This is a genomic window from Neobacillus cucumis, assembly GCF_002860255.1.
Classification (GTDB): Bacteria; Bacillota; Bacilli; order Bacillales; family Cytobacillaceae; genus Neobacillus; species Neobacillus cucumis_A.
Map to the genome: position 1 here is coordinate 139812 of NZ_PGVE01000028.1, position 16795 is coordinate 156606.

General features: G+C 39.1%; 19 protein-coding genes. 7 read left to right on the forward strand and 12 right to left on the reverse strand.

The genetic code is table 11. From position 1 onward, the window contains the following. Window positions 1–16: 16 nt before the first annotated feature. The 7 genes from CVD27_RS05850 to CVD27_RS05880 form a co-directional block, all read right to left on the reverse strand. Window positions 17–1165 carry an acyl-CoA dehydrogenase family protein gene (locus CVD27_RS05850; protein WP_101646944.1) on the reverse strand — a complete coding sequence of 383 codons (1149 nt, stop codon included), beginning with the start codon at window positions 1163–1165 and terminating at the stop codon, window positions 17–19. A 191-nt stretch (window positions 1166–1356) separates the two neighbouring features. Further along, on the reverse strand, window positions 1357–1758 hold the full coding sequence (locus CVD27_RS05855) for a MaoC/PaaZ C-terminal domain-containing protein (RefSeq protein WP_101646945.1): 402 nt from the start codon (window positions 1756–1758) through the stop codon (window positions 1357–1359). Next, the gene (locus CVD27_RS05860) at window positions 1755–2204 is read right to left on the reverse strand and encodes a MaoC family dehydratase N-terminal domain-containing protein (protein ID WP_101646946.1); all 450 of its coding nucleotides are present in this window, start codon (window positions 2202–2204) and stop codon (window positions 1755–1757) included. The genes CVD27_RS05855 and CVD27_RS05860 overlap by 4 nt, the downstream gene beginning before the upstream one ends. 19 nt (window positions 2205–2223) lie before the next feature. Then, entirely contained in the window at window positions 2224–2988 is a 765-nt protein-coding gene (gene fabG, locus CVD27_RS05865; RefSeq protein ID WP_101646947.1) for a 3-oxoacyl-ACP reductase FabG, read from the reverse strand. Between the two features lie 48 nt (window positions 2989–3036). Beyond that, the gene (locus CVD27_RS05870) at window positions 3037–4215 is read right to left on the reverse strand and encodes an acyl-CoA dehydrogenase family protein (RefSeq protein WP_101646948.1); all 1179 of its coding nucleotides are present in this window, start codon (window positions 4213–4215) and stop codon (window positions 3037–3039) included. 183 nt (window positions 4216–4398) lie between these two features. Continuing rightward, window positions 4399–4770: a DUF3147 family protein gene (locus CVD27_RS05875; RefSeq protein WP_101646949.1), complete on the reverse strand. Its 372-nt coding sequence runs from the start codon at window positions 4768–4770 to the stop codon at window positions 4399–4401. A gap of 18 nt (window positions 4771–4788) precedes the next feature. Further along, window positions 4789–5148, reverse strand: a complete 360-nt coding sequence (locus CVD27_RS05880; protein WP_101646950.1) for a DUF3147 family protein — start codon at window positions 5146–5148, stop codon at window positions 4789–4791. Window positions 5149–5442: 294 nt separating this feature from the next. On the opposite strand from CVD27_RS05880, the gene CVD27_RS05885 reads away from it, so the two are divergent. From CVD27_RS05885 to CVD27_RS05900, 4 genes are all read left to right on the forward strand, one after another. Further along, complete coding sequence (locus CVD27_RS05885; protein ID WP_101646951.1) at window positions 5443–5595, forward strand: YpzG family protein; 153 nt, start codon at window positions 5443–5445, stop codon at window positions 5593–5595. Window positions 5596–5785: 190 nt separating this feature from the next. Then, complete coding sequence (locus CVD27_RS05890) at window positions 5786–6289, forward strand: GNAT family N-acetyltransferase (RefSeq protein WP_101646952.1); 504 nt, start codon at window positions 5786–5788, stop codon at window positions 6287–6289. Between the two features lie 27 nt (window positions 6290–6316). Beyond that, on the forward strand, window positions 6317–6574 hold the full coding sequence (locus tag CVD27_RS05895; RefSeq protein WP_101646953.1) for a YpbS family protein: 258 nt from the start codon (window positions 6317–6319) through the stop codon (window positions 6572–6574). Window positions 6575–6696: 122 nt separating this feature from the next. Further along, on the forward strand, window positions 6697–8349 hold the full coding sequence (locus CVD27_RS05900) for a PAS domain S-box protein (protein ID WP_101646954.1): 1653 nt from the start codon (window positions 6697–6699) through the stop codon (window positions 8347–8349). Between the two features lie 52 nt (window positions 8350–8401). Here the strand turns inward: CVD27_RS05900 and CVD27_RS05905 are convergent, their stop codons facing one another. The 3 genes from CVD27_RS05905 to CVD27_RS05915 are packed head-to-tail and all read right to left on the reverse strand — an operon-like array spanning window position 8402 to window position 12402. Beyond that, entirely contained in the window at window positions 8402–9547 is a 1146-nt protein-coding gene (locus CVD27_RS05905; protein ID WP_101646955.1) for a GerAB/ArcD/ProY family transporter, read from the reverse strand. Window positions 9548–9568: 21 nt separating this feature from the next. Next, window positions 9569–10783: a Ger(x)C family spore germination protein gene (locus CVD27_RS05910; RefSeq protein ID WP_101646956.1), complete on the reverse strand. Its 1215-nt coding sequence runs from the start codon at window positions 10781–10783 to the stop codon at window positions 9569–9571. After that, entirely contained in the window at window positions 10780–12402 is a 1623-nt protein-coding gene (locus CVD27_RS05915; protein WP_101647072.1) for a spore germination protein, read from the reverse strand. Before CVD27_RS05915 ends, CVD27_RS05910 begins: the two co-directional genes overlap by 4 nt. A 138-nt stretch (window positions 12403–12540) precedes the next feature. Between CVD27_RS05915 and CVD27_RS05920 the strand changes: the two genes are divergently transcribed. Then, entirely contained in the window at window positions 12541–12777 is a 237-nt protein-coding gene (locus CVD27_RS05920; RefSeq protein ID WP_101646957.1) for a hypothetical protein, read from the forward strand. A 31-nt stretch (window positions 12778–12808) separates the two neighbouring features. Here CVD27_RS05920 and CVD27_RS05925 read toward each other — a convergent pair whose 3' ends face one another. Beyond that, entirely contained in the window at window positions 12809–13018 is a 210-nt protein-coding gene (locus CVD27_RS05925; protein WP_101646958.1) for a hypothetical protein, read from the reverse strand. Window positions 13019–13204: 186 nt separating this feature from the next. On the opposite strand from CVD27_RS05925, the gene CVD27_RS05930 reads away from it, so the two are divergent. Further along, on the forward strand, window positions 13205–14149 hold the full coding sequence (locus CVD27_RS05930) for an aldo/keto reductase family protein (RefSeq protein WP_101646959.1): 945 nt from the start codon (window positions 13205–13207) through the stop codon (window positions 14147–14149). Window positions 14150–14245: 96 nt separating this feature from the next. Here CVD27_RS05930 and CVD27_RS05935 read toward each other — a convergent pair whose 3' ends face one another. Continuing rightward, window positions 14246–14512, reverse strand: a complete 267-nt coding sequence (locus tag CVD27_RS05935; protein ID WP_101646960.1) for a phage holin — start codon at window positions 14510–14512, stop codon at window positions 14246–14248. A gap of 172 nt (window positions 14513–14684) precedes the next feature. On the opposite strand from CVD27_RS05935, the gene CVD27_RS05940 reads away from it, so the two are divergent. Further along, on the forward strand, window positions 14685–16787 hold the full coding sequence (locus CVD27_RS05940; protein WP_101646961.1) for a transglycosylase domain-containing protein: 2103 nt from the start codon (window positions 14685–14687) through the stop codon (window positions 16785–16787). Window positions 16788–16795 lie beyond the last annotated feature (8 nt).

A 16795-nucleotide genomic window follows, 5' to 3' on the forward strand; every position in this document is an offset into this window, starting at 1 on the left:
CCTCCTTTTTGAAAGATTAGCTGTACTCCTTTTCTAATTGTGCGGCAATGATATTTTTCTGAATTTCCGAAGTTCCCTCATAAATCCTAGTAATCCGCGCATCCCGATAAAAGCGCTCGATTGGATAATCGGCAATATAGCCAAGCCCCCCATGTATCTGGACAGCTTTATCCGCTACTCGGTTATACACTTCAGAACCATAGAGTTTTAACATAGCCGCTTCTTTAATCACCTTCATTCCCTGATCTACCATCCAGGCAACCCGATAGGTAAACGAACGTAACGCTTCAATTTCGACCGCCATTTCCGCCAGCATATGGCTTACCGCTTGGTTCATAATAATGGGTTTACCAAATTGAATTCTTTCCTTCGCATATTTAGTAGACATGTCCAAGAGCTTTTGACAAGAACCCAAATTACGAGAAGCCAAACCGGCCCTTCCGTTTGCTAGTATCTTCAAAGCATTCATATAGCCCTGGCCTTCAAACCCCAGAACATTTCGGGTGGGTACCTCACAATCCTCAAAAATCAATTCCGCTGAGTGCGAACCTCGTAACCCCATCTTTTTCTCAACTGCCCCTACCTGGAACCCTGGAAAATCCTTCTCTACGATAAAGGAGGTAATTCCCTTTGCCCCTTTGTCAGAGTCAGTTACCGCCATGACCGTAAACACGCTTGCTTCCGTTGCGTTTGTTATATAATGCTTTAATCCATTTAAAATGTATTTATCCCCTTTACGCACAGCAGTCGTTTTTAGATTGGCCGCATTCGAACCGGCATCCGGCTCTGTTAGGGCAAATGCGCCAATCCTATCGCCGTTTGCCATATCAGGTAAATATGTTTTCTTTTGATGCTCATTCCCCATCTCAACGATCCCGACTGTCCCAATTCCTGTGTGAGCCCCGATTAAGGTCGTAAATCCGTTATGTGTTTGCCCAATTTCCTCATATAACGCGCATTTACCTACCATATCAATCCCTAAACCGCCATATTCTTCTGGTATACTAAGCCCAAATAGACCCATTTCCTTGGACAGCTGTATAATCCTTTCCGGAATATGGTTTTCCTCTTCAATTTGCATAGCCACCGCTTCTACTTTTGACTGAATGAAATCCCTGACGTTCTTTTTTAGAGTAAGTATGTCGTCGTCTAACGCAAAGTTCAACGCTGACACCTCCATATAAATTTATCTGCCCGAGCGCTCCCATCTTCCTCTTTCTGGGATTTTAACCACCTCATATTATGTTTTGTTTATGTAAGGATGAGAATCTTCCATCCTGTTAGGTTGATAATAGAAAGAAACCCAGCATGAAAAAGAACTTACCATACATGCCGGGTCAAAAGGTCAATTAAATCTTAATATAGGTAATAGACAACTTCACCCTTTAGGACTACATTTCCTTCCTGGTTTATCGCTTGAACATCAAAGCGGAGAGTTTGTTCCTGCTTTTCTTTCAAGGTCGCCTTTAATATCACTACATCATTTAAAAATACCATTCCTTTAAAACGAATCGAGTAATCCTTTACGAAACCTTCCTCATAATAAGAGGTAAACAGCTTAGCCAAATTACCCATCGTCCACATCCCATGGGCAATGATCCCTGGTAATCCCGCTTTTTTCGCTTCATCGTCAATGGTGTGAATTGGGTTAAAATCACCGGATGCTCCGGAATATTTTATAAGATCCATCCGTGAAACAGGTTGAAGCTGAATTTCCGGCAGTGACTCCCCCAATTGTATCTGTGTCAGTGTACTCATTCTACCAACACCTTCCTTACGGCTTCGGAAATTACAACGGTCGAAGTAGAACTAAAAATGACATTCCCTGCTTCATCTTCCCCAAAGCTTTCTAATACTAGGAACCCCATTTGACCAAAGTTGCCTTTTTTCTCAAAATAGTTTTTTACTTTTGAATAACAGTATACATCTTCGCCCACCACTAATGGACGTTTATAATGAAAGGTTTGTTCCCCATGAATTAAACCTTTGTTTGGCAGATTCAATCCCTCAATCGTTCCATAATCAAATACCCGAGGGAAGGTTGGTGGAGCAATATTGTTTTTATATCTTGATAATCGCCCCGTGTCTTCATCAAAGTAAATCGAATGGAGATCGCCAATCGCTTCTGCAAATTTCTTTACCGCTCCTCTTTCCACGGTATTTTTCACTTTGTTTGATTGTTTACCAATTTGTTCGTTAAACAATGTTCTTCACCTCACCTTATTAGCATTTAGGTCCGCCGGCGACATAAATGACCTGGCCATTTACAAATGAGGACTTTTCATCGGCAAAGAAGGCCACGGCATTGGCAATGTCGGCAGGTTTACCGCTTCTTCCGGCTGGAATCTGTGCCACACTTGCTTGAATTAACTGATCAAACGTAATTCCAATTCGGGCAGCGGTTTCTTTCGTCATTTCTGTCTCAATAAATCCCGGTGCAACAGAGTTTGCCGTTATTCCATATCTCCCCAACTCAATCGCTAATGTCTTTGTAAAGCCTTGTAAGCCCGCTTTGGCAGCTGCATAATTGGCCTGCCCGCGATTTCCAAGAGCGGAGGTAGATGAAATATTGATGATCCGCCCATATTTTTGCTCAACCATGTATTTTTGAGCAGCACGAGCGGCATTAAACGAACCTTTTAAGTGTACATCCATTACCGTTTGCCAGTCAGAATCTGTCATTTTAAATAACAAATTATCTCTGATCACCCCTGCGTTATTAACTAAAATATCAATCGATCCAAGCGTTTCAAATACTTCTTTTACTGCATTTTCCACTTGCTCCGCATCAACTACATTTGCAACCTTTGAATAGACTTCATAGCCCTTTTCTCTTAATTCACTGGTTGTTTCATTTAATGCCTCCTCATTTAAATCAATTAATGCTACCTTTGCTCCCTCTTCGGCAAATAGTTCAACAATGCCTTTCCCAATTCCACGGCTCCCTCCTGTTACAAATGCCACTCTTCCTGAAAATCTTTTAGCCATTCCTCTTCCCCCTCTTTTAAAAATTTATTAGTTAACGCTTACATTTTATTACACATACTGGCCAACTCTCACATGACCTTTGATTAGGTTGCGTGCAATAATCATTCGTTGAATTTCATCCGTTCCGTCGTAAATTCTCCATAACCTTGCTTCACGGTACCAGCGCTCAATCGGCAATTCCTTTGTGTAACCCATTCCACCATGGATTTGCAGAACGCGATCTACCACTTTATTCCCCATATTGGAGCCATATAATTTTGCCATCGACGCAAGGTGCCGGTTATCTTCACCTTGATCAAGAGTAAAAGCAGCATTCAATACAAGCCATCTTGCTGCTTCAATTTCAACCGCAGAATCAGCGATTTGCCATTGAATCGCTTGCCTTTCAGCAATCGGTTTTCCAAAGGTGATCCGTTCTTTTGAATAATCAATCGCCATTTGCAGCAGGCGCTCTGCTGCTCCAACGGCTCTGGCGCCGACAATCCATCTTGCAAAGCCAATCCATTCAAGTCCGATATTATACCCTTTGTGTAATTCTCCTAGGATATTTTCCTCAGGAACACGAACATGATCGAATACTAAGCCAGCTGGACCCCATTCCCCCATCGTATGTATATACTCGGATTTCCAGCCCATATCACGGTCTGCAATAAAGCAGGTCACGCCCTCACGGCCAAGTGTGGCTTGATGCCTTTCTTTATCTGTAATGGCGATTACCATAACAAAATCGGCTTCATTTCCACCAGTAATAAATGTCTTTTCTCCATTTAAAACCCAGTCATTTCCATCTTTGACGGCCGTCATTTTGAGGTTTCTTGTATCAGAGCCTGCTCCTGGTTCCGTCATGGCAAAACAGGATTTTTTCTCTCCATTAATTGTTGGCAGTAAATATTTTTGTTTTTGTTCTTCATTTCCATAATAAAGAATATTATCTGCAGAGCCGCCAAATGAAAAGGGGACAAAGGTCTTTGATACTTCCATCAAGACAATGGCCATCATCATTTGTCCAAGATCTGCACCGCCGTATTCCTCAGGTGTATTAATTCCCCAAAACCCAGCTTCCTTCGCCTTTAACTGCAGCTCTTTTAATTTACCTGGAGGCAGGCTTGGTCTACCTTCACGCTCATTTCTTAAAACGTCATTTTCAAGTGGAATGAGTTCTTTTTCAACAAATCTTCTAATTGTTTTTTGCACCATTTTTTGTTCATCAGTAAGGCGTAAATGCATTTTTTTCACTCCATTCTTAATCTTGAAATCTAGTTTTTTCTTCAATAAAAGAGTATGCAGGAAGGATTTAACACATACCTACCGGTTGGTATGTTAATACTAATTTTATTCCGAAATTTCAGATAATACAAGCGTTAACTAGATTATTTGTAAAAAAATCCTCAACTCCAAAGAGCTGAGGATTTATATTTGACGGATCGCTTTTTTTGTCATGCGCTCACGCAATGTAGAAATCGTCACGGAGCTGACAAGCCAAGAAATAAGTCCAAATGTGATACTAAAAATCCAATTGTTGGTCCCTTGCAATGAAAGAAGTACTGCAATGACACATATAATACCGCCGATCATTCCATAAACAGAACCTCTGGCAATATTCGCAGCTTTCTTTGTACCTGATGCGATTCCTACCATTATTACTGCAGTCAGCATAACTGCCGGAAACGCTGCAAAAATTCCTGCTAGAATCTTCCAAGGAGAAACAACTGTGATTAAATAACTAAGGGAAACGGCTGACCCACCGAGTAAAAATCGCATAAATAAATCCTGTTTATTCACGTTGATCTTCCCTTCCAATTAATGTGATATTATCAATACAACGATGATAGAGATAGCAAACCAACAAGCCATTGATTGCAGTATTCCTTTTTTCCATCCAAACTTAGGTAAGAGGTATCCTGCCATAAGTGCAACTAATATATTAATCGCCATTCCGAAAATGGCACCTCTAGATAACATAATTGAATGGGAGATCAACTGCCCGCCATGAAAATCCAGACCAATTGTAAGCAGGGCAGCTAAATAGACAGCAGGGAAGGCTGCAAAAATTCCGCCAACCTTCTCACCCAGCTTTTTCGCTGCGATTGTACATGCCACAACAGCTAGTCCGCCTAATATGAATCGGATAAGCAGTGCACTTAAGGATAAATGAGCCATTTTTTATTCGCCTCTTTTGTGTCCCTCGTTGATTTTAAGTTTGTGAGTGAAGTCACAAACTAATTTATGTATCCATTTTACATCAATATTTCAAATAATCTTGTGAACACTTTATTACTGTTTTCGAAGCGGTTTCATGTGGGGATTATTTTTTTGACTGCTTTTATATTGTAACGTTTAGTACTTTTTTGATTCATTTAAAATTATTGACTATTTTCCTCCCTTTTTACAAATGATAAAGATGATATTCATTTGAATATCCGTTTCAAGTATCCTATGATGAGGTGATTGTTGATGAGCTATAGAGACACATTAGATTCACAGTCGGAGCTTTTTCACTACACTTTCACAAGACCGAAGCACACCAAAGCACAGGTGAACGGTCAGACAAGATTGTCACAAAATCAGATCATCTTAAGGAGCAATGCTAAGGCACATCGCTGGTAAGCAAGAGTCTTAGTATCGAAACGAATTCGGACTGTACAATGACTCGTGCAGTCCAAAGAAGGAAAGATCCTTTTCTCTATTCGAAAAGGGTCTTTCTTTATACGGAATTATTATGTCAAATGGCTTGAAAAGATAATGTTTCAACGATATGATAAAACCTAATTACATAATACAAAACGGAGTGTTTCGCATGTTTGAATCTTTTACAATTAGAGATGCAGAAGTAAATGATTTGCCGATTATTGTTGATATCTACAATTCCACCATCCCAGGAAGGATGGTTACAGCCGATTTAGAGCCAGTATCCGTTGAAAGCCGGATGCAGTGGTTCAATGAACACTCACCTTCCTTTCGTCCTTTATGGGTCGTAGAGACGAACGGTGAGATTTGCGCCTGGGTCAGTTTTCAATCTTTTTATGGCCGGCCTGCTTATAACGCAACAGCTGAGGTAAGTATTTATATTCATCACGATTTCCGCGGCAAGAAGCTCGGGAAATTTCTTATTCAAAAAGCCATTGATCATTGTCCGAAAGTAGGAATAAAGACGTTGCTCGGATTTATTTTTGGACATAATGAGCCAAGCCTTAAGCTATTTACAAGCTTTGGATTTGAAAAATGGGCCCACCTGCCAAATGTAGCAGAATTAGATGGAGTAGAAAGAGATCTCCTTATCCTTGGGAAAAGAGTGTACTAAAACTAATGAAACAAAGGGGTAAATAACATGAGCGTACATAAGGCAATTACAGAACACGTCAACAAACAAAATAAGAAGATTAATAATTTTTTTAAATTAGACCAGCTAAGAGAAATGTACATTGATGAAGCAGTAACATTATGTAAAGCCGGAAAACCTTTTACAACAGAAAAAATAAATGAGATTACGAATCAAATTAATGATTTAGCGCGGCAAGGCATCATTCCCTCTCGCAAATTAGTTACAGTTGACATGGTTAGAGAATATACGCTGAAAGACGCATAAGCTTCCATTAAATAGAACATAGCTTTTTATTATTCCAAAAAAGAACATTTTCTTGTACTATATAGTAGAAATGTTTTCTATTATTCTAGGAAACTAATCCTAGAAAGGACTCGGAGAATAATATGGATAAAAAAAAGCTAGTTCTTCTTTATATAATTAGTAGTATTATATGGATTTATAGTTCAAATTACCTGATTGAAGAGTTTCTGCCCTCTTCGTTTATTTGGATTGTAGAGAGAACAAAAGAAATTTTATATATAGCAGTTACAGGTGCTTTTATTTATTTCTCATACAGCAAACAGCAAGAATTAACAGATTCCCAAGAAGACCAAAAGCAGCTTTCCACCCTTATTAATTCAATGGTTGACTTTGTTAATTTTAAGGATGGGGAAGGACGATGGATTGAAGCGAATAATTTTGGACTGAAGTTGTTTGGGCTTGAAAATGTTGATTATCGTGGAAAAACGGACGCCGAGCTAGCCGATTATTCTGAATTCCATGGTGATGCCCTTAGATATTGTGAGATATCCGATGAAGAAACATGGAAAAAAGGGGAAATCACCCGGATGGAAGAGGTTCTCCAAATGCCGGATAGGACTTATCGAACGTTTGACACGATTAAAGTCCCTTTATTTAATCCAGATCACAGCCGGAAAGGGCTAGTTGTTATTGGCCGTGATATTACAGAAAATATGGAAATGGCAAAACAGCTTGCTGAAAGTCAGCAGCAATATAAGTCGTTATTTGAATATAGCCCGGATATTGTATATATGCTTGACCTGGCTGGTAATATTACCAATTTAAATCCGCATTTTGATGTGATTACTGGATACAAGCGTGAAGAAATGATTGGGCAAAATGTTCGTACTCTCCTGCCTGAAGAGTATCAACGATCTCTGCCAAAATTTATTCATTCTGTTGTAGATGAAGCTAAGCCGATTATGTATGAAATTCACATTCCTCATAAAAACGGAACAAGTATCACCTTACAATGTACGTCACTGCCAATTATCGTGGATGGAAAAATTTCCGGTATTATTGGCTATGGACGTGATGTAACTACCTTGAGAATAACGGAGGAACGGTTAAGAAGAACAGAAAAGCTGTCTGTGGTAGGTGAACTCTCTGCAAGTGTGGCCCATGAGATTCGGAATCCGCTTACCTCTCTTAAAGGGTTTGTCCAACTTTTACAAGTAGAAGACGAAAAGCATCAATTTTATTATCGAATTATGCATGATGAATTAGACCGCATCAATCATATTGTAGGTGAATTATTACTCTTGGCTAAACCGCAGCATTTAAAATTCTCTAAGGCAGTGATTCAAAAGCTGTTAGGTGATGTCATTTCTCTGTTAAGTACTGAAGCCATTTACTATAATGTTCAGATCATTTCCTCTTTTACAGAAGATGAACTATTAATTGAATGTGAACCAAATCAATTAAAACAAGTATTTATTAATATTATTAAAAATGCTATTGAAGCTTCTGAAAAAGGTGGTACAGTTGAAATTGAGCTGAATTCAGACCAAGGTGAGACAGTGTTGATCAATGTAAAGGATCATGGCTGTGGAATCTCAAAAGAACGATTAGCTCGGATTGGTGAACCGTTTTACTCTTCAAAAGAAAAAGGTACGGGTTTAGGATTAACAGTTAGTTATAGAATCGTGCAAACCCACAATGGAACGATTCGTTTTGACAGCCAAAAGAATCAAGGAACATCTGTACAGATTTCCCTTCCAATTAAACAAATAAATAAAAAAAGGAATTATTCTTAACGAAAAGACTGCCTTTATGTTCCGTAAGGCAGTCTTTGTTCTTTACATTCTTTTATGATTTAGCTTCTTCCTGTTTTTTTGATGGAGTTTCATTCTCCTGCTTGTTTCCTTTCTTTCGATTACGAAAGAAAGCCATTACTAATAGAAACGAAGGAAGTATAATCTGAAATGGCCAGTGTAAATAAATAGGAACAATATTTAATCCCTCTTTAATGTGCTCTGCATAATTGGAGGCAATCGTAATGGAAGAAAACAATACAAGAGCCCCCATAGGAAAACTAAGCTTACTTTGATGTTTAATTCCAAAAATATCTGCCGTCCCTGCAACCGCGGCGTAGAAGAATATCGAAATCTTGAAAAATCCCCCTATAACCAGATATAACATGAAAAGAACATCAAGCCGTTCAATAAAATTTGCCAATTGAATTTTCGATACGGTGGATAATAATGGGAAATTAGCTCGCATAAATAAATCCGTTCCTAATGCAGCAACGTTAATGACTGCTGTAATGGTAATATTAATTCCACTTAGAATCATTCCTCCTAAGCAAACCCATTTTGCCTTTTTGGCATCATTTAAAAAGGGCAACAACATGGTAAAGACAATCATCTCTCCAAAAGGGAAATTAATCGTCTCTGTAAAAGCAGTTTTTAAAACCGGCTTTATGCCATTCTCAAGAATGGGTCGAAGATTCTCTAGATGAATTAATCCCGAAAAGATAACTAATCCGAAACCGACTACTGCCATCATATAAACGATCATAAAAAAAAGTTCCCCTACACGGGCAATAACTTCAAATCCCTTGTAAATACCGTAAATAATCGTAAATATCATTAAACAATTAATGACTATGAGAGGGGTAACGGTGTAAATGGTTGAGGTTAATAATTCCCCAAAGTCCCTGAGTACCCTGGCAGCACAGTAGAGAAAGTAAATAATATATGCCACTCCAATTGCTCGGCCGATCCATTTACCCATTATTTTTTGAACATAACTTGTGAGTGGGAGATCAGGATAATATTTGTATAGACGATAATAAATAAGAAAAACACCCAATCCTCCAAAAAGACCGATTAATATAGAAATCCAGGCATCCTGTTTTGCCTGTGCTCCCAGGCCAACGAGTATCGCACTTCCCATTTCAAACAAGACAATTAGTACAAAGAGCTGATAGGCCTTAATTTTTGCACTTTCCATGTACACCCCCCCTTGCCTGAGCTATTTCCCCATTGTGGACCAAATCGGCAGTGTTCGAATACCTTCACGGCGAATATAAAAGTTTGTTTTCACATTCACATTTAAGTTTGCAAATTCCTCAGGCCAATTCCCCTCTAATTTCTTCCACCTTTTCGGGTAGGATAAATGCACTCTATCTCCAAAACCAAAGATATCACATTTTAGTTTTTGCGCCGCTTTAACAGTGGTTAAAATTTCCTTGGTGATTTCTTTTTCCACCAGCTTGTCGATTTTACTGATAATCTCCGGATTATTTAAGTCAATGTCTGTATTGGCTTCACTAATCCAACCCTCACTTTCAATAGCAATATTTATCACAGGCTTCTGATGAATAAACTTTATAGAAATTTTTGTTTTAGAGCGTAATGGAGCAACCACAATTGCTTTCTTTTTCTTTTTCCATTCGACATTGATATCCGTACTTTTTATTTTATCCCGAAGCCAAACCACCCCGCGGGCTTTTTCTTTATCCAGCCAGCCATGCAATTTAGTTTGATAAAATACCGCTATTCCATCTGATGCAAGGTAGGCATCAGTTGTGGTTTTTGTCAGGTTATCCGCGGTCCTTGCCTTAGGTTTATCACCTATTAAGCGATAGCCATTTAAAAAAGGCTGCTTTCCTTTACTTACTACCCCCAAAATAAAATCATCTATATTTACTGAAGTATTCTCACCCAGCATTGCTTCTGAAGCCTTAATCTGCTTAGTAATCTTATTTACTGGGAGCCTGTCGAGAATGGTAAGAGTTGTAACAATTTCCTCTGCACTGCAGCCTCTTGCCACAACCATCTCGGTCGTGGTTCTAAATTCAGGATCTCGATCAAGCGCATCAAGAATATATATCAATTCTTTTTTGGCAATCTCCTCACTGACAACCACTACATTGGTATGTGCGTAATATAGACGTCGGGAAACCTTTTTCGTCGCATTTCTAGCAGCTTCTGTTATCGTGTCTCCAGTACTCCTATAAACGGCAATGGGAAGTCCTTGACCTCCCCCCCCGCCTGCGCCTTGACCGGCTGTTACGTTACCGGGATTAACTAATTGGAAAGAAACCTTAAATTTTTTATCCTTCCCTTTATCAATCCCCATAGCCATGACAAAAGCCAAGTCCGTCAATTCTTTTTGATTCCAGCATGCGGTTAATAACGGCAAAAGCATTACTAGTATCGTTAAAATGATTAAGCCCTTTTTCATGACTTATCACCTTTATCGCTTTTTCCTTCATCAGAACTTGGGGGACCGGGCTTTTGATTTTCTCCAACCCTTTTCATATTCCCTTTACTGATAAATGGAGGTCTATTTTTAAATGCCCAGAGTGGAAAGCGAACAAAAGCATCTTGTTGATTACTAATATTAAATGGTGCAAGCGGCATCATATAAGGTACGCCAAAAGATCGAAGTGAACATAAATGGAGTGCCATAAACATCAGTCCAAGCATCATCCCATAAAATCCCAACATCGTAGCCAAGCCCATTAAGACAAAGCGAAGCAATCTAGCAGCGATGGCCATAGCAAAGATCGGTGTGGAAAAGTTAGCGATAGCTGTGACCGACACCACGATGACCATCACAGGTGAAACAAAACCAGCTTGAACAGCGGCCTGCCCAATTACAAGCGCTCCTACGATTGATACCGCCTGGCCGACGGCACGAGGGAGCCTTAAGCCTGCCTCCCTCAAGATTTCAAAGGTAATTTCCATAATTAGAGCTTCGATAAAGGCAGGGAAAGGAACATTCTCCCTTTGTGCCGCAATCGCAATAGCCATGGTTGTTGGAATCATTTCTTGATGAAATGTTGTTGCAGCAATATACGTGGCAGGCCCTATTAATGCAATTAAAAAGGCTATGATCCTAAGGAGCCTAATTCCAGTTGAGATATCAAACCGGGAATAATAGTCATCCGGCGCCTGAAAAAACTGAACAAAAAGGGCAGGTGCCGTGAGGACGAAGGGTGTTCCATCAACAACAAGGGCAATTCTTCCTTCTAGAATATGTGATGCGACTACATCCGGTCTTTCTGTATGAAAAGTAGTTGGAAAGGTGGTCCAGGTTTGATCTTCAATTAATTGTTCAATATATCCCGATGCGGTAATCGCGTCCATATCAATTCGTTTTAATCTCTTTTTGACTTCATCCACAATTTTGTCGTTGGCAATCCCTTTTATATACATGATTGCAATATCCGTTTGAGTGACGGAGCCTAATTTTATAGTTTCCAACCAAAGATTAGGGCTTTTAATCCGCCTTCTTATTAAAGCTGTATTCGTTCTAAGTGTTTCAGTAAACGAATCCTTTGGCCCTCTAATGGAGAGCTGCGTTGATGGTTCGGTTATTGAACGTTTTTCCCAGCCCTTTGTTTCAGCACTGATCGCTTTGTTATAACCATCTATAAAAATAACTGTATTACCAGATAGGATAGAATCATATACCTGATTCCAATTATCGATCGTTTGTACACTTCCTATGGCAGTTGCATTATCGATAAGATATTGATAAATATCCTGTTGTTCAGGTATAAGATTCTTTTCCATAAACGGTTCTAATATAAAGTCATTGATCATTTTTATGTCAATTAATCCATCTATAAATACCAATGCACACTTGTGGTTACCTGCACTAACCACACGGATACCTACATCCGAACTATTACCTAATTCACCTTTTATCCGGTCTATATTCTCTTTATAGTTGCGAAGGATTGGCAATTCCTCTGGTTTAAGTGGATCTTGATTTTGCCTATAGTTATCATTCTGTCTTTTCTGCTGTTTCTTTTTTAAAATCTGTGACAAAATTGACACAAGCTTCCACCTCATTTCCAAGCGATTAATATTGGGTATTTTGCCCAAAAGGCACATGAATATCCATATTGACAAAAACTTCAATAGTTCAGAAGAATAAAGCCTTTTAAAAGGCTAAATAATAAGTCATAACGTGGAATGAGGGTGAACAGAATGAAACCGATATTAATTGTTTTAGTCCTTGCAGGCGGCCTGCTTTCCTTAATTATTTTTCTTGATTTTATTATGGGGACAGCTCCCATAAGACTTGTTTGGAAGGCCTTAAACCCTTTCCGTGTAATGGAGCCAGCTGAATATGTGATTGTTTTTTTATTTACTCTGCTCTTTTGCCTTCGTTTGCTGAAATCCTTCCTAAAAAAGAGACAGCAGGGAGACTCACAAACCAATTAACCTGTTCAAAAAGAAAAGAACTCCGCTATAATTAACTGGAGCTCTTTTCTTGGTCACTATGTTGGATAACCATCTGTTTTTTTCTTCTAAAAAGGGACCTAACATTTAATATTCTTGTTTTCCATTTTTGTCTCATTTCAATGTTTTTACCATAAAGATACCGATTCCAACTATAATAAATAGCTTCCTCTAAAATCACAAAAAGCAAAAATAACACCGTGCCCCAAAACCGTACTGACATGACAAGCCCCCTTTAAATAGTGATGCCCCACCTTTTTGACAATTCATTCAAAGAAGTCTATTTGCTTTGTAATTTTTTTCCTATTACTCTATTTATCTTATCAAAATTTTACCAAGTTGTAGACATTTTGGTAACAAATATAGTATTTTTATTTTGTAAAACGAAATTTTTTAAGGAGAGGATCATATGCAATACCGCCGTTTAGGGAACACCGGATTAAAGGTTAGTGAAATTAGCTTGGGAAGCTGGCTTACATATGGAGGATATGTGGAGGAGCAAAATGCTGCCGCCTCAATTGAAAAGGCTTACGACTTAGGAATTAACTTTTTCGATACTGCTAATGTTTATATGCGCGGCGAAGCAGAAATCGTTGTTGGTAAAGCGCTTAAAAGATATGTACGTGATTCTTATGTACTCGCAACGAAAGTGTTTTGGCCAATGGGTGACGGTCCAAATGATCGCGGTCTTTCTCGTAAACATGTGATTGAACAGTGCCATGCTAGTTTAAAACGTCTGAATACAGACTATGTTGATATTTATTATTGCCATCGGTATGATCCTGAAACACCACTCGAAGAAACATTGCGGGCATTGGATGACCTTGTCCGACAAGGAAAAGTTTTATACGTTGGTGTTAGTGAGTGGACGGCGGAGCAAATTACCGAAGCTGTTCATTTAGCGGATAAAAAATTGCTGGACCGTATTGTGGTGAATCAACCGCAATACAGCATGCTTCAACGATATATTGAAAAAGAAGTCCTCCCTGTTTCCGAAAAACACGGTATTGGCCAAGTAGTTTGGTCTCCACTTGCTCAAGGTGTATTGACAGGTAAGTATAAAAAAGGTGAAAAGGCCCCAGAAGGCAGCCGGGCAGCGCAAGAAAATTATAAAGGCCTATTTGGATTGTTAACTGACGAAAATTTAGACCGGGTCGAACTTTTAAAAGAAGTTGCTGCTGAAAATGAACTCTCACTTGCCAATCTAGCTCTTGCTTGGATTTTAAGACAAAATAATGTAGCAAGTGCATTAGTTGGTGCCAGCCGTCCTGAACAAATGGAAGAAAACGTAAAAGCTTCAGGTGTGAAATTAAGTGAAGAAACATTAGCTAGAATTGAAGATATTCTAAGATAAGAGTAAGAAATGCCTCCATTTTCCAAAGGAGGCATTTCTTTTTAATTGCATTTAAAATAACGAAGCCAGTATCAAATGATACTGACTTTCTTGAGTTTATTTAGGCTCTTTGTATTTTAATGCTTGATCGCTGTCCCTATAACCTTTAGTAGTAGGATCTTGTACAATTCCTAACATGGACAGCAATACAAACACTGCATTAACAAATGTTAAGATTGAACTTTGGATTGCATCTGTTAATTGAAAATGAATGAGTCCCATTGTATTTAAGCCAGACAAAACCATTTCTGCTACAATCATTAATTGTGAAATAAAGGCTATTACCCAATTCCGGTTCTTAAAACGGACTTTCCAGTTAATCATTTTCCCCATCCTTTCCTATTAATCTACTTTTTCTATTAATATATGCTTTCCATATAAAAAGGTTGTCCACGGTTATCACGATTCTATCCTTGATAGCGAAATATTGGTTTTTTTAGTTGAGAAACTCTATAATAGATAAAACGAAAATTCCTTTTGAAAGATAGGAGATAGCATGGAAAAATTACAACCCTTATGGGGAATGATCGTCCGTTTCTGGAAAAAGAGACATCTAACACAAATTCTCTTATTATTGCTTCTTGTTGTGGTATTAGTAACGATTGCGTATTTTGGATGGCTGGCCTCGAGGGCCAACGTAGAGTCATTAAAACAAGGCTTAAGTCAGCCGACCGTGATTTATGATAAAGATGGAGAAGTAGCCAGCAATGTGGCTACCAATCGAACGAAGGGAATTGCTATTAGTGATGTCCCTAAGTATGTCCCGAATGCGGTCGTGGCCATTGAAGATGAACGTTTCTACGAACATGGCGGATTTGATATACAAGGGATTGCCCGGGCCCTTTTCGGGAATCTGTTTGCTGGCAGGGTTACAGCTGGCGGCAGTACCTTAACACAACAGCTTGCAAAAAATGCACTTCTTTCGCCAGAGAGGACCTATAAACGAAAAGCCGAAGAATTATTTTTAGCGGTAAAAATCGAAAAGGTTTATACAAAAGATGAAATTTTACAAATGTATTTAAATCAGGTTTATTTTGGTGGAGGTGCCTGGGGGATTGGCAGCGCCTCGAAAAAATACTTTAATAAAGATATTAAAAACGTCACCATTAGTGAGGCAGCCATGCTAGCCGGGTTATTACATTCACCCAATTATCTTAATCCTTATAATAATTATGATTTAGCAATGAAGCGCCGGAATGTCGTCTTAGCTAAGATGAAAGAATTGGGTATGATTACGGCTTCACAGTACAATACAGCGAAGAAAGAAAAGATACATCTTCATGACGGCGGCGGAAGCAATGTGGAGCGGACATATCCTTATTATGTCGATGCCGTATTAAATGAAGCGATATCTAAATATGGCTTAACACAGGATGAGATTTTAACTAGAGGCTATCGAATTTATACCGAAATGGATCAAAATCTTCAAGCCGGACTTGAAAAGGTTTATAGCAAGAGTTACTTATTTCCTCGCGGCATGGGAGGAAAATTGGTACAAAGCGGTTCAGTATTAATGGATCCATCTTCAGGCGGTGTCCGTGCCCTAGTCGGGGGACGTGGAGAACACGTATTCCGCGGTTTTAACAGGGCCACCCAATTACAGGCACAGCCAGGATCTTCCATCAAGCCTCTGGCCGTTTATACACCTGCTCTTGAAGAAGGCTATAAATATTCATCCGAACTTGAAGATAAGCCAACCACCTTTGGAAATTATAAACCGGAGAATTTTTCAAAAACGTTCCAAGGAAAGGTTCAATTGTACAAAGCCCTTGAGGAATCTTTAAATGTTCCTGCTGTTTGGTTATTAAATGAAATTGGACTCAATAAAGGCTTGGATTCCTTGAAGCGTTTTGGTATTCCTGTGGAAAAAGGAGACGAAAACCTAGCAATCGCCCTTGGAGGAATGAGCAAAGGGGTTTCTCCACTGCAAATGGCTAATGCATTTTCTACTTTTGCCAATGAGGGAAATCGTCAGGATAGTCACTTGATTACAAAAATCGTTGGTCCGACTGGGAATGTGATAGCTGAACATGAAGAAAAAACGACTAAAGTCACATCGAATAAGGTCGCGAATGAAATGACCTCGATGTTATTAAATGTGATTGAGACAGGTACCGGTAGAAAAGCTCATATCCAAGGTGTCCAGATAGCTGGAAAAACTGGCTCGACTCAGCTGCCATTCAGCGGAGTTAACGGAACGAAGGATCAGTGGATGGTCGGCTACATGCCGAACCTTGTTGGTGCGATTTGGATTGGCTATGACCAAACAGACAGACAGCACTATTTGCCAAGTGCTAGCTCGTCCAATGTGGTTCCGATTTTCAAAGAAATTATGCGTGAATCAATACGGCACCTCCCTAATCAAAGTTTTGAAGTTACCTCGATAAACGCTCAACTGGCCGGTGAAGCAGCACAGCAAAGCAAATTCAACGACCAAGCAAAAGAAATAGGCAAAGAGTTAAATAACAACGCGAAGAAAATTGGCTCGACTATTAAAGAGCATGCTCCTGAGATAAAAAATGGTGTTGAAAAGGCTTTGTATACCATCGGCAAGGGTATTAATGCTTTAATCGATAAGGCAAAGAGCCTAAATCCATAACTAAAAAA